The organism is Micromonospora sp. NPDC005087 (assembly GCF_042872965.1).
Taxonomy (GTDB): Bacteria; Actinomycetota; Actinomycetes; order Mycobacteriales; family Micromonosporaceae; genus Micromonospora.
This window is the reverse complement of record NZ_JBIALB010000002.1, coordinates 54,117-66,985: the sequence shown is the minus strand read 5'-3', so window position 1 is coordinate 66,985 and position 12,869 is coordinate 54,117. Positions and strand designations below refer to the sequence as shown.

11 protein-coding genes are annotated in these 12,869 nt (G+C 71.5%); 7 read left to right on the top strand and 4 right to left on the bottom strand.

The genetic code is table 11. From position 1 onward, the window contains the following. Window positions 1-38 precede the first annotated feature (38 nt). Window positions 39-2,348: an esterase-like activity of phytase family protein gene (locus ACFYPS_RS05270; protein ID WP_354964395.1), complete on the top strand. Its 2,310-nt coding sequence runs from the start codon at window positions 39-41 to the stop codon at window positions 2,346-2,348. A gap of 328 nt (window positions 2,349-2,676) precedes the next feature. Here ACFYPS_RS05270 and ACFYPS_RS05265 read toward each other — a convergent pair whose 3' ends face one another. From ACFYPS_RS05265 to ligD (ACFYPS_RS05255), 3 genes are read right to left on the bottom strand one after another with little or no spacing between them, the layout of a single operon-like run. Next, complete coding sequence (locus ACFYPS_RS05265; RefSeq protein ID WP_354964394.1) at window positions 2,677-3,621, bottom strand: inositol-3-phosphate synthase; 945 nt, start codon at window positions 3,619-3,621, stop codon at window positions 2,677-2,679. Window positions 3,622-3,651: 30 nt separating this feature from the next. Further along, window positions 3,652-4,563: a non-homologous end-joining DNA ligase gene (ligD, locus tag ACFYPS_RS05260; protein WP_354964393.1), complete on the bottom strand. Its 912-nt coding sequence runs from the start codon at window positions 4,561-4,563 to the stop codon at window positions 3,652-3,654. Continuing rightward, window positions 4,553-5,494 carry a non-homologous end-joining DNA ligase gene (ligD, locus tag ACFYPS_RS05255; RefSeq protein WP_354964392.1) on the bottom strand — a complete coding sequence of 314 codons (942 nt, stop codon included), beginning with the start codon at window positions 5,492-5,494 and terminating at the stop codon, window positions 4,553-4,555. The genes ligD (ACFYPS_RS05260) and ligD (ACFYPS_RS05255) overlap by 11 nt, the downstream gene beginning before the upstream one ends. Before the next feature lie 85 nt (window positions 5,495-5,579). Here ligD (ACFYPS_RS05255) and ACFYPS_RS05250 point away from each other — a divergent pair, with 85 nt between their 5' ends. The 6 genes from ACFYPS_RS05250 (at window position 5,580) to ACFYPS_RS05225 (ending at window position 11,018) form a co-directional block, all read left to right on the top strand. After that, entirely contained in the window at window positions 5,580-6,611 is a 1,032-nt protein-coding gene (locus tag ACFYPS_RS05250) for a Ku protein (protein WP_354964391.1), read from the top strand. Window positions 6,612-6,684: 73 nt separating this feature from the next. After that, the gene (locus ACFYPS_RS05245) at window positions 6,685-7,323 is read left to right on the top strand and encodes a DUF4241 domain-containing protein (protein WP_354964390.1); all 639 of its coding nucleotides are present in this window, start codon (window positions 6,685-6,687) and stop codon (window positions 7,321-7,323) included. Window positions 7,324-7,434: 111 nt separating this feature from the next. Beyond that, window positions 7,435-8,148: an FKBP-type peptidyl-prolyl cis-trans isomerase gene (locus ACFYPS_RS05240; protein ID WP_354964626.1), complete on the top strand. Its 714-nt coding sequence runs from the start codon at window positions 7,435-7,437 to the stop codon at window positions 8,146-8,148. Between the two features lie 187 nt (window positions 8,149-8,335). After that, window positions 8,336-9,160, top strand: coding sequence for a hypothetical protein (locus ACFYPS_RS05235; RefSeq protein WP_354964625.1), 825 nt, complete (start codon window positions 8,336-8,338; stop codon window positions 9,158-9,160). A gap of 31 nt (window positions 9,161-9,191) precedes the next feature. Next, window positions 9,192-9,848 carry an HAD family phosphatase gene (locus ACFYPS_RS05230; protein WP_354964389.1) on the top strand — a complete coding sequence of 219 codons (657 nt, stop codon included), beginning with the start codon at window positions 9,192-9,194 and terminating at the stop codon, window positions 9,846-9,848. Window positions 9,849-10,007: 159 nt separating this feature from the next. Continuing rightward, window positions 10,008-11,018, top strand: a complete 1,011-nt coding sequence (locus tag ACFYPS_RS05225; RefSeq protein WP_354964388.1) for an NADPH:quinone reductase — start codon at window positions 10,008-10,010, stop codon at window positions 11,016-11,018. Between the two features lie 186 nt (window positions 11,019-11,204). On the opposite strand, the gene ACFYPS_RS05220 is transcribed toward ACFYPS_RS05225, so the two are convergent. Continuing rightward, window positions 11,205-12,854, bottom strand: coding sequence for a fatty acid--CoA ligase (locus tag ACFYPS_RS05220; protein ID WP_354964387.1), 1,650 nt, complete (start codon window positions 12,852-12,854; stop codon window positions 11,205-11,207). Window positions 12,855-12,869 lie beyond the last annotated feature (15 nt).

The following is a 12,869-nucleotide window of genomic DNA, read 5'->3' as shown; positions in this document are numbered from 1 at the left end:
TCAACCTCCGTCCGGGTACGACCTAACGGAGGAAGTCCTTGACATTCAGAAGAGCATTCACCGCGCTCACCGCGGCCGGTGTCGCTGCCGCCAGCCTGACCGGTGTCACCCCCGCGTCGGCCGGCGGACACCACCACTCGGACACGTCGCGCGCCTTCGATCGGGTTGCCACGTACCCGGTCTTTCAGAACCGTCCGGCCGGTGAGGACCCGGCGACCCCGACGGTCGCCGAGATCTCGGCGGTCAGCCCGGACGGCCGGACCCTGGTTCACACGGACGCGCTGGCCCGACGGATCGGCTTCCTCGACATCTCCCGGGCCGACCGGCCGCGCGGCCTCGGCACCCTCTCCCTGGCGCAGCTCGGCAACGCCGAGGACGAGCCGACCTCGGTCGCCGTGGTCGGGAAGTACGTAATGGTGGTGGTGAACACCAGCAGCAGCTACACCGAGCCGTCCGGCCGGCTGGACGTGATCGAGCTGGTCAGCCGCAAGCGGGTCGCGAGCTTCGACCTCGGCGGCCAGCCCGACTCGATCGCGATCAGCAAGGACCAGCGGTACGCCGCGATCGCCATCGAGAACGAGCGCGACGAGGAGGCCACCCCGCCCGGCGGCGAGGAGGGCGACCTGCCGCAGGCACCCGCGGGCTTCGTGCAGATCGTCGATCTCGCCGGCAAGACCCCGGCCGGTTGGCGGCTGCGGCCGGTCCCGTTGACCGGCGCCGACGGGAGCGCCCTGCCCGCCCTGGTCCAGGCCGGCCTCGCCGCGCCGACCGACCCGGAGCCGGAGTACGTCTCGATCAACAGCCTTAACCAGCTGGCGGTGACGCTTCAGGAGAACAACGGCGTCGCCCTGGTCGACCTGCCCACCGGCCGGGTCACCAAGGTGTTCAGCGCCGGCACGGCGACGATCAGCGGGATCGACACCGTCAAGGACGGCACGATCAACCTGACCGGCGGCATCACCGATGTGCCGCGCGAGCCGGACGCGGTGGCCTGGATCGACGACCGCTACCTCGCCACGGCGAACGAGGGTGACTGGCGGGGCGGCACCCGCGGCTGGTCCGTCTTCGACAGCCGCAGCGGGCGGGTCGCCTGGGACGCCGGCAACACCTTCGAGCGGCTCGCCGTCACGTACGGGCTGCACAACGAGGACCGGGCCGCGAAGAAGGGCACCGAGCCGGAGGGCGTCGCCGTCGCCGAGTACGACGGCGTGCGGTACGCGTTCGTCGGCTCGGAGCGCAGCAACTTCGTCGCCGTCTACGACCTGAGCCGGCCGACCGACCCGCGGTTCCGGCAGGTGCTGCCGGCCACCAACGGACCGGAGGGGCTGCTGCCCATCCCGTCGCGGGGGCTGCTCGCCGTCTCCAGCGAGGAGGACGACGCCTCGGTCGGCGTCCGCGCCTCGGTGTCGCTCTACCAGCTGGGCCGGGGCACTCCGGCGTTCCCGAGCATCGTCTCCGGCACCGACCGGGCGGGTACGCCGATCGGTTGGGGCGCCCTCGGCGCGCTGACCGCGGCACCCGGCAAGCGGGACCAGCTCTACAGCGTCACCGACGCGGCGTACAGCCAGACCCGGATCCTCACCATCGACGCGAAGCGGACGCCGGCCGTGATCACCGGTGCGCTGCCGGTGAAGGACGCGACCGGCGCACCGGTCGGGTACGACGCGGAGGGCATCTTCGCCCGTCCGCAGGGCGGCTTCTGGCTCGCTGTCGAGGGCGCCAAGGGCCCGGAGAACAAGCTGGTCCGGCTGGACGACGCCGGGGTCACCCGGCAGACCGTCGCGCTGCCCACGGAGGTCGCCGCCGGTCTGGCCAAGCAGGGCCTGGAGGGGGTCACCGCGACCACCGACCGGCAGGGCAGGGAGATCGTCTGGGTGGCCGTGCAGCGCGAGCTGAGCACCGACCCGGCCGGCGTGGTCCGGCTGGGCCGGTACGACGTCGCGGCCGGCACCTGGAGCTGGTTCGGTTACCGGTTGGGCGCCACCAGCGTCCCGGGTGACTGGATGGGCCTCTCCGAGATCACCGTGGTCGGCGACCGGCTCGCGGTCATCGAGCGGGACAAGCTGAACGGCCCCGCCGCCACGGTGAAGCGGATCTACACGGTGCCGCTGCCGGGCGGGGCCGCGGCGCCCGGCCCGCTGCGGGTGCTGCCGAAGACGCTCGCCGTCGACGTGCTGCCCGCGCTGCGTGCCACCAACGGGTGGACGCAGGAGAAGCTGGAGGGCCTGACCGTGGCCGGCGACGGCGAGGTCTACGCCATCACCGACAACGACGCGGTCCAGGACGCCACCGGCGAGACGGTGCTCCTGCGGCTGGGCTCCAGCCGCAAGGTCTTCGGCCGCGACTGACCCCTCACCGCGTGCCTCTCGGCCCGGCGTCCACCGCGAGGGGGCGCCGGGCCGATCACGCAGGGTGATTTGATTCCGGGCCCCGGCCGCCGCACCCACCCCAGACCCTTTGCTCTGCTTACCTATACGCAACACTCACACTCCGCGAGCACAGGTATGGCCACCGCCCACGCAAGCCATCGTGAAGCCGCAGCTCAACGTGGTGTTGCGCCCGTGTAAGCAGAGCAAAGGGGTTGAGCGGTCTGGCCGGGGGCACCGATGCCCGTCGCGCTCAGTGACGAGCACCCGCCACGCCATCCGGACACCCACCGTCACGGTGGCCTGAGGGTCAGATCGCCGTGCCAGGCGGGGACTTGAGCAGCGACGACGCCTCGGCGAGATAACCGCCGCGCCCAGCTCGGAGCGCGCTCGCCGCCATGCGAATCAGATCGATGTTGACGCCGGCAGCACCGCTCGGGTCATGCACCTTCAGCTTCACGTCAAGGCTTATCGCCGTCTCACCCCAACCCTGCGCCTCGATGTTGAGATGCGCCACCTTCTGCGACTTCAGATGCGGTAGGTATCCGAGCGGAGCCAGTTCGACCTTGTCAGCCGCCGACAGCGCATTGAGCTTGGACTGCTTCTTGGTATTGGAGTTCTCAACCAGGTTCCGGAAGTCTTCGGTACCTCCCAGATTGACCTGATATGAACTCACCAGGGTGAGCCCCCGCTCCTCGAGCAACCGCAGCAACGCGTTGTGCACCACCGAGGTGCCGAACTGGCTGGCCAGGTCGTCACCGAGCAACGGCAGGCCGGCCTCCTGGAACCGTTCCCCCCACATCGGGTCGCGGGCTATCGCGTCGGACGTGGTGTTGACGAAGGCGACACCCGCTTTGCAGGCCGCCTCGGCGTAGGCCCGGGCGGTCTCCGGCCGGCCGCTCGGTGCGGAGTAGAGCAGCACCTCCGCCCCGGCCAACGCCGCTGCCACCCGATCCACCTCAGTCGCATCGACAAGGCCCCTGGTTACGGGCACGTCCGCCCTGGGAAGATCGCAGTCGAGACGGGGGAAGTTGTTGGGCGCCACGAAGATCGCCTCGGTCAGGTCCTTGCCAATCTTCTCCGCGGAGGTGGCGAAAGCCGCGACGAAATCGATGTCGGCCACCCCGAGACCGTCGATCATCGGCCTACGAACACCCACCAGGCTGCCGGTCTGGCGGTAGAGAGCAATCCCCTGCACCAATGCTGACGTGTTGTTACCGACTCCCGCGACCGCAACTCTCACCCGTTCGACCATGGGCACGAGGGTACGAGAGCCGGCATCGCCTCAGACGGGCAGTTCCGGGCCACCGTCGAGCAGCGGGGCGAGCAGGTCGCCGTACTCCTCGACCCGGTCCAGCACCTCGGCGGCGGTGAACTGGCGGACGGCCGGCTTCCGGCCGCGGGCGCCGGCCTCGACCTCGTCCCAGGTCAGTGGCGTCGACACCGATGGCATCGACTGTGCCCGCAGGGAGTACGGCGCCACGGTGGTCTTCGCCGCGTTGTTCTGACTCCAGTCGATGAAGACCTTCCCCGGGCGCAGGTTCTTCGCCATCTTCGACACGATCAGCTTCGGGTGCGCCTTCTCCAGTTCCTGAGCGATCCGCCGGGCGTAGTCCGAAACGAGATCGGAGGACTGGATGCCGGCGATCGGGCAGCAGAGTTGCATGCCCTTCTTGCCGGACGTCTTCGGGTACGACTCGATCCCGTCCAGAGCGAGCCGGTCGCGCATCAGCACCGCCACCGGGCAGCACTCGGCGAGCCCGGCCGGTGGGCCCGGGTCCAGGTCCACCACCATCATGTCCGGGTGCTCGCCGACCTTCCACTGCGGCGTGTGCATCTCCAGCGCGGCCAGGTTGGCCAGCCAGACCAGCGTCGGCAGGTCGTCGGCGACCACGTAGTCGATGGTCTCCCGACCCTTGGTCGACCCCGGCGCGGGCAGCGTCTCCACCCGTACCCAGTCCGGCGTCGCGGCCGGCTTGTTCTTCTCGAAGAACGACTTGTCGTCGACCCCGTTGGGGAACCTGATCCGGGTGAGTGCCCGGTCCCGCAGGTGCGGCAGCAGCACCGGCGAGATCCGCGTGTAGTAGTCGATCACCTCGCCCTTGGTGAAGCCGGCCGACGGATAGAGCACCTTGTCCAGATTGGACAGGTCCAGCGCGCGGCCCTCGACGTCCACCCGCAACCGGTCAGCTGGCATCGTCGACCTCCTCCGGCGGCTTGTCCGGGCGCAACCGCAGCACCCGGGGGAAGCGCAGTCGGCCGTCCGGGGTGCGCTGGCCGTACTTCACCTCCACCACCACCCGGGGAGTTACCCAGATGGCACCCCGGGCATCCTCGCGTGGCACACCCGGCGCGAACGGTGACACGCCGGAGCGCAGTGGCTCCAGCTCGGCGAGGAGCTGCCGTTCGATGGCCGCGCCGATCCCACCTCCCACCCGGCCCCGGTAGATCAACCGGCCGTCCGGCCCGGGTACCCCGACCAGCAGCCCACCGATCCGGCGCGCGCCCGGTCGCCAGCCGCCGATGACGAAGTCGCCGGTCACCTCCAGCTTGACCTTCACCCAGTCCGGCGAGCGCACCCCGGGGCGGTAGACGGCGCCGACCCGCTTGGCCATCACCCCCTCCAGTCCGTGCTCGCTGGCCGCCTCGTAGGTGGCCGGACCGTCGGCGAAGACCGGCGGCACGGCCCACCGGGCACCGCCGAGAGCGAGCCCGTCCAGAGCCTCCCGACGGCGCTCATACGGCCAGCCGGTCAGGTCGTCGCCGTTCAGCCGGAGCAGGTCGAAGATCATGTACGTCACCGGCATGACCGCCGCCAACCGGGCCGCTTTGTTCCGGTCCCGGACGTGCATCCGTTCGGCCAGCGCGGTGAACGACGGCTGCCCACCCTCACCGAGCAGCACCACCTCACCGTCGAGCAGCGCGTCGTCGACCTGCTCAGACAGGGTGGCCAGTTCGGGGTACGCGGCGGTGATCTCCACGCCGGAACGGGCGTACAGGTGCTGGCCGCCGGCCGAGATGTCGGCCAGCGCGCGGACACCGTCCCACTTGAACTCGTACGCCCAGCCGTCACCCGCCGGGAGCGGCCCGGTCATCGCGAGCATCGGCTTGAGCGGCGCGCCGGGCACGACCCGACTGTAGTAGCAGGCCGAACACCTCGCGTCCGGTTCCTTCGGATGCGAGCATGGTCGATACCGGGGAAGGGAGCAGAGGATGCGGGCCATCTGGAAGGGAGCCGTGTCGTTCGGGCTCGTCTCGATCGGGGTGAAGCTCTACTCCGCGACCGAGGAGAAGGACATCCGGTTCCACCAGGTGCACCGTGAGGACGGCGGCCGGATCCGGTACAAGCGCACCTGCTCGGTCTGCGGCGAGGAGGTCACCTACGACGACATCGCCAAGGGCTACGACATCGGCGGCGGGGAGATGGTGATCCTCACCGACGAGGACTTCGCCGACCTGCCGCTGACCAGCTCGCGCGCGATCGACGTGCTGGAGTTCGTCCCGGCCGACCAGGTCGACCCGATCCTCTACAACAAGGCGTACTTCCTGGAGCCGGAGGGCACGGCGACCAAGCCGTACGTGCTGCTGCGCGACGCGCTACTCGACTCGGAGCGGGTGGCCATCGTCAAGGTCGCGCTGCGCCAGCGGGAGCAGCTCGCCACGCTCCGGGTCCGCGAGGGCGTGCTGCTGCTCAACACCATGCTCTGGCCGGACGAGATCCGGACGGCGGATTTCGGCTTCCTCGACGAGGACCTCAAGGTGCGCCCGCCGGAGCTGGCGATGGCGAGTTCCCTAATCGACTCGATGACCGGTGAGTTCGAGCCGGACGTCTTCACCGACGACTACCGGGCGGCGTTGCAGGAGGTCATCGACGCCAAGGTGGAGGGTCGGGAGGTCGTGCAGCCGGAAGAGGTGGAGGAGGCGCCGGCCGCGGCGGTGGACCTGATGGCCGCGCTGAAGGCATCGGTGGACCGGGCTCGGACGGCCCGCGGCGAGCAGCCGGCCCGTGGTGGCGGCGGCGAGCCGACGCCCATCTCGTCGGCCCGCTCGGCCAAGAAGGCGGCCGAGAAGAAGGCGGCGAAGGCGCCCGCGAAGAAGACCGCGGCGAAGAAGACCGCCGAGAAGAAGACGGCCGCGGCCAAGGCCGAACCGGCGAAGAAGGCCGCCAAGAAGACTCCCGCGAAGAAGGCGGAGCCGGCGAAGAAGACGGCGGCCCGGAAGACGGCACCCCGCAAGACCGCCTGACCACACGGCAGCGACGGAGGCGTCGGCCGAACCGGGTACGCTCCGCCGGCCGCTGGCCACCGGAGGAGCCGCCATGCCGTACACCCCTGATCTGGACCGGTTGTTGACGCCCGGCGCTCGCTTCACCGACGCGCACGGCTCGTACGTGATCGAGGCCCACCCGGTGGGCGACATCGTGCTGCCGACCGGCCAGGTGGTCGGGTGTGACCCGCTGGTCTGCCCGGAGGCCGAGCCGTTCACGGTCACCGTGCCCCCGGGGCGGCATCCCGCCCGCGCCTGGGTGGCCGTGGTGCTCCGGGAGGACGCCGAGGTGGACCGCCGGGTGGCCGCGCTGGAGCTGGTGGTCCGGGACGCGCCGACGGTGCGCTGGGAGCCGGCTGTCGCCGGCGACCAGGACGTCGCCAGCCTCGGCGCGGACGACTACTTCGGGTACGGGGTGGACGCCGGCGCCGGCACCCTCGCCGACCCGACGGCGCTCACCGCCCTGGAAGCCTGGGACGAAGACCAGGTGGAAAAGGTCTTCATCCCGGCCGAGCTGCCCGCCTCACCGGTCCCGGGGTTGATCACCGCGGTGCTGGAGGAGGCCACCGGCGCCAACGTCGTGACCGTCGCCACGGGATGGGGTGACGGCTGCTACGGCACCTGGATCGGGCGGGCCACCGATGGCGGGGTGACATCGTTCGTGACGGACTTCATGGTGGTGCCGGAATAACCGTCACGCCGGCTCGGGGCGAGCGCCCGCAGAGCGATCCGGGCGGTCCGGGGTGGGCACGGTGGGCCGTCAGGCGGGTACCGTGTGCGTCGGCTTTCCCCCCGGCACCGGGTGCCGGCCACACCTTCGCAGCAGGGAGTCGACGACGTGAGCGAGAGCACGAAGCAGAACCGGTCGGAGGGCCAGAGTCCGGCAACCAAGGCGGGGCGGCGGCTGGCCGCCCAGCTGGCCGCGCAGAAGGCGGCCGAGGCGAAGCGGCGCCGTCAGGCGTGGGCCGGTGGGCTGGCCGGCATCGCCGTGGTGGCGGTGCTGATCACCGTCTTCGTGCTGGTCGGTGGGGGCGACGACAAGCCCGCGAACCAGGCTGACGCGACACCGTCCGCCTCCGCGTCCGCCCCGGCCCCGGACGAGGCCGCCGCGCCTCCCGCACCGCAGCTGCCGGCGGACGTCGACCCGGCGCTGGGCAGCAAGCCGACCGTCGAGGCGGGCAAGGGCGAGCTGAAGAAGCTCACGGTGACTCCCCTGATCAAGGGCACCGGCCCGGCGGTGCAGAAGGGCCAGACCATCACCACGAACTACGTGGGCGTCTTCTACAAGGACGGCAAGGAGTTCGACTCCTCCTGGAAGGCCGGCCAGCCGGCCACCTTCCCGATCGGCGTGGAACAGGTCATCCCCGGCTGGGACCAAGGCCTGGTCGGCGTGACCGTGGGCAGCCGGGTGCAGCTCGACATCCCGTCCGAGCTGGCGTACGGCAAGGACGCCGCCGCCATGGGTCGGCCGGAAGGCCCGCTGCGCTTCGTGGTGGATGTGCTCGCCGCCCAGTGACCCGTCCGGATCGCCCCGGTGTTCGCCCGGGCGCGATGGAGTTGTTCACATGGGGCTTCCGGCCCGTCACCCACCGGCAGTAGGTTCGGCGTCACCCCGGGAGGCTCGCCTCCCGGGGTGAGCATCCGGACGGGACGCGGAGGTGCACGTGACGGCGCTGGACGAGCCCGGGCGGATCGCCCGGTTGATGTGGGCGCACTTCGAGCCGGTGCACGCTGTCACCTACTTCCACCCCCGGGCACGAGCGGCGTACGAGGCGGTCGGGCTGCGCGGCTACTGGCGGGGTTACTTCGCCGGCCGGTCCGCGCCGCTGGGCGCCACCGACGCGGCCCCGGTGATCGCCGCCTTCTTCAGCTTCGCGCCGCCGATGGTGAGCCGGGCACTGCCGGCGATCTGGCGGTTGGCCAGCCCGCAGGAGGCCCTGCGGGCCCGGCTGACCGGTGCCGTGCAGGCCCTCGCGGAGCTGACCTACGAGCTGCCAGAGGCGCACCTGGCGGAGGCCGCCGATCTGCTGGAGCGGGCCGCGTCGGCGACGCAGACCGCCGGCCGGGTGCTCGGCGCGGTCAACGCGGCGTTGCCGATCGGGGAGTACCCGCTGTCCCGGCTCTGGCAGGCCGCCACCACGCTGCGCGAGCACCGGGGAGACGGGCACGTGGCCGCGCTGGTCGCCGCCGGCCTGGACCCGGTGGAGACGCTGGCCTGGCGGGTCGCGGTGGACATGTCGCCGCAGAACCTGCTGGGCCGGGGCTGGTCCGAGGAGCAGTGGCGGGCTGCCCGCGAGCGGCTGGCGCGGCGGGGCTGGCTGAGCACGGACGGCGAGGCCACGGAACACGGCCGGGCCGCTTTCCAGGCTGTCGAGGACGCCACCGACCGGGCCGCCGAGCACCCGTGGCGGGCGCTCGGCCCGGACGACACGGACCGGCTGCGCAACCTTCTGGAGCCGATGGCCCGGGCCTGCCACACCCTGATTCCGGCCGACAGCCCGATCGGGCTGCCCGCACTGCCCGGCTGACCGACGGCCCCCGGTCCGGCAGGATGGGGCCGTGGTGGATGCGGTGGTCTTCGACCTGGACGGCGTGATCGTGGATTCCGAACCGGTGTGGGAGGAGGTCCGGCGGGCGTACGTGGCGACGCACGGCGGAGCCTGGCAGCCGGACACCCAGCGCCGGCTGATGGGCATGAGCACCAGCGAGTGGGCCCACTATCTCAGCGGTGAGCTGGGCGTGGCGCGCACCGCCGGACAGGTCGCCGACGAGGTGGTCGAGGAGATGACCCGGCGCTACCGGGAGCACGTACCGCTGATCGACAACGCCGACCAGGTGGTGCGCCGGCTGGCCGCGCGGTGGCAAATGGGGTTGGCCAGTTCCTCGCCGACCCGGCTGATCGCGGCGGCACTGGCCGCCACGGGTCTGACCGACGCGTTCGCCACCACCCTGTCCACCGAGGAGACCGAGCGGGGCAAACCGGCGCCGGACGTGTACCTGAGCGTCGCGGGGCGGCTGGGCGTCGACCCGGCCCGCTGCGTGGCGGTGGAGGATTCGTCCAACGGGGTGCGTTCGGCCGCGGCGGCGGGGATGCGGGTGGTGGCAGTGCCGCACGGTTCGTACCCGCTGGACCCGGACGCCGCCCGGCTGGCCGCGGTGACGCTGGGCGCGATCGGTGAGCTGACCCCCGAACTGGTGGATCAGCTGGCTGACTGATGTACGCCACGTCACCCGTTGTCCGGTCCCTCCCGCCTCGGGTGCGGTTATACGGTTTTCAGGGACCGGTGGGGCCGGCATGACGGGGACTGAGCGGGGTACCGCAGCCGGCGGTGCTCGACCCGGGTGCCACCCGCCGGACGGGTGAGGAGACCACGGATGAAAGCCATCGTGTACGAGCGCACCGGTGATCCTTCGGTGCTGCAGTTGGTCGACCGGCCGGTGCCGGAGCCGGGGGCGGGCGAGGTCCTGGTCCGGGTGGCGGTCTCCGGCGTGAACCCGACGGACTGGAAGGCCCGCCGGTCGTTCCCCCTGCCGGCCGGCTGGCAGATCCCCGGGCAGGACGGGGCGGGCGTGGTGGAGGCCGTCGGCGCCGGGGTGGACCCGGACCTGATCGGCGAGCGGGTCTGGATCTGGGAGGCGGCCTGGCAGCGGCCGTGGGGCACCTCGGCGGAGTACACGCTGGTGCCGGTCCGGCAGGTGGTCCGTCTCGGCGACGCCTCGTTCGACCTGGGCGCGAGCCTGGGGATCCCGTTCCTCACCGCGCACCGCTGTCTGACCGCCGGCGAGTTCATGCCGGACACGTTGCGGGCCGGCGCGCTGGCCGACCACACCGTGCTGGTGCAGGGCGGGGCGGGCGCGGTCGGCAACGCGGCGATCCAGCTCGCCCGTTGGGCCGACGCCACGGTGATCACCACGGTGAGCAGCGCGGAGAAGGCGCAGCTCGCGGCGTCGGCCGGCGCCTCCGTCGTGATCAACTACCGGGAGCAGGACGTGGTCGAGGAGGTACGCAAGATCGCTCCCGACGGGGTGCACACGATCGTCGAGGTCTCCCCGGCCCGCAACGCCCCGACGGACGTGCAGGTGCTCCGGAACGGTGGCTCGGTCTGCGTCTATGCCGACGACGAGCCCGAGGTGAGCGTCCCGATCCGGCCGTCGATGATGCGGAACGCCCGGTGGCAGTTCGTGCTGGTCTACACGGAGCCGACGGTGGCCAAGGCCCATGCCGTGCGGGACGTGGCCGCGGCGGCCGACCAGGGCGGCATCCGGGTCGGTGTGGAGGCCGGCCTGCCGCTGCACTACCACCGCCTGGCCGAGACGGCCGCGGCGCACCAGGCGGTGGAGAACTCGGCCGTGGGCAAGGTGCTGATCAGCACCAGTGACGCCTGATCAGGTCGCTGACCACCCAATTTCCCCGTCATCAGGACAGAGGCGAATAAGTTTCGCAACAATGACGGTGCGGGTCGCCCCGCGTGGAGCGGGCGGCCCCGGCGCGGTGCGAACGCCGGGGCCGCCCCTGGGGAGGAATGTTCAGAAGCACCCCTGCCCCAACAGGCGACGGTGCCGGGGAAAACGTTACGGGGCCGCCAGCTCCCGGACCGTCAGCTCGCCCCCGGCGTACCGCGAACGGACGACCTTCTTGTCGAACTTGCCGACGCTGGTCTTCGGCACCGTGTCGATGAACGCCCACCGCTCGGGCAGTTGCCAGCGGGCCACCGAGCTGGCCAGGAAGTCACGCAGCTCCTCGGCGGTCACCGAGGCGCCCTCCCGGACCACCACGGTGGCCAGCGGCCGTTCGTCCCACCGCTCGTCCGGCACACCAACCACGCACGCCTCCAGCACCGCCGGGTGAGCCATCAGCGCGTTCTCCAGCTCCACCGACGAGATCCACTCACCCCCGGACTTGATCACGTCCTTGGCGCGGTCGGTCAGCGTGATGTATCCATCCGGAGAGAGGGTGCCCACGTCGCCGGTGCGCAGCCAGCCGTCCCGGAACTTCTCCTCGTCCGGGGCGTCGTCACCGACGTACCGGGCGGTCACCCACGGTCCACGGACCTCCAGCTCGCCCACGGCCTTGCCGTCGGCGGGCAGCGGCTCGCCCAACGGGCCAACGATCCGCGCCTGCACACCCGCAGGCACACGGCCCTGCGTGTAGCGGTAACGCCACGCCTGCTCCCCGGTCGCGCCGGCCGGCGGACGGGAGACCGAACCCAGCGGGGACATCTCGGTCATGCCCCAGGCGTGGATGACGTCGATCCCGTGCCGCTCGTCGAACGCGTGCATCAGCGACGGCGGGCAGGCCGAGCCCCCGACGATCACCTCCTTGAGCGAGGAGGTGTCCACCTCGTGGCTGTCCAGGTGGGCCAGCAGGTCGGTCCAGATGGTCGGCACCGCGCCGGCCAGGGTGGGCCGCTCGGCGGCGATCATCTCGGCGATCGGCGCGGCCTGGAGGAACCGGTCCGGCATGATCAGCGACGCGCCGGAGAGAAACGCCGCGTACGGCAGCCCCCACGACATCGCGTGGAACATCGGCACGATGGCCAGCTCCCGATCGGTCGGCCCGAGACCGAAGCCCTCCGGCATGCAGACCTGCAACGAGTGCAGGTAGATCGACCGGTGCGAGTAGGCCACGCCCTTCGGGTTGCCGGTGGTGCCGGAGGTGTAGCAGAGCGCCGCGGCGTCCCGCTCGTCCACCTCGGGCCAGTCGAACACCTCGGGCCGGTCGGCGAGCAGGGCGTCCCAGTGGTGCACGGTGATCCGATCGCCGGCAGCCGCCACCAACGGCGCCGGGTCGCCGCCGCCGACCACCACCACGTGCCGCACGGTGGCCAGTTCGCCGATCACCCGGGCCAGCAGCGGGATGAGCGTGCTGTCGACCAGCACCACCCGGTCCTCTGCGTGGTTGGCGATGTAGGCGACCTGGTCGGGAAAGAGCCGGATGTTGAGGGTGTGCAGCACCGCACCCATGCTCGGCACCGCGAAGTAGGCGACCAGGTGCTCGTTGTTGTTCCACATGAAGGTGGCGACCCGCTCGTCGCCGGTCACCCCGCACTCGTCGCGCAGCGCGTGTGCCAGCCGGGCGGCCGCACGGCCCACCTCGGCGTACGTCATCCGGCGGGGTTCCCCGCCGGTCCAGGTGACCACCTCGGCCGTGCCGTGCACGGTGGCGCCGTGGTCGAGGATCCGGGAGACCTGCAGAGGGGCGTCCATCATCGTGCTACGCATGGGTAACAAGCTAGT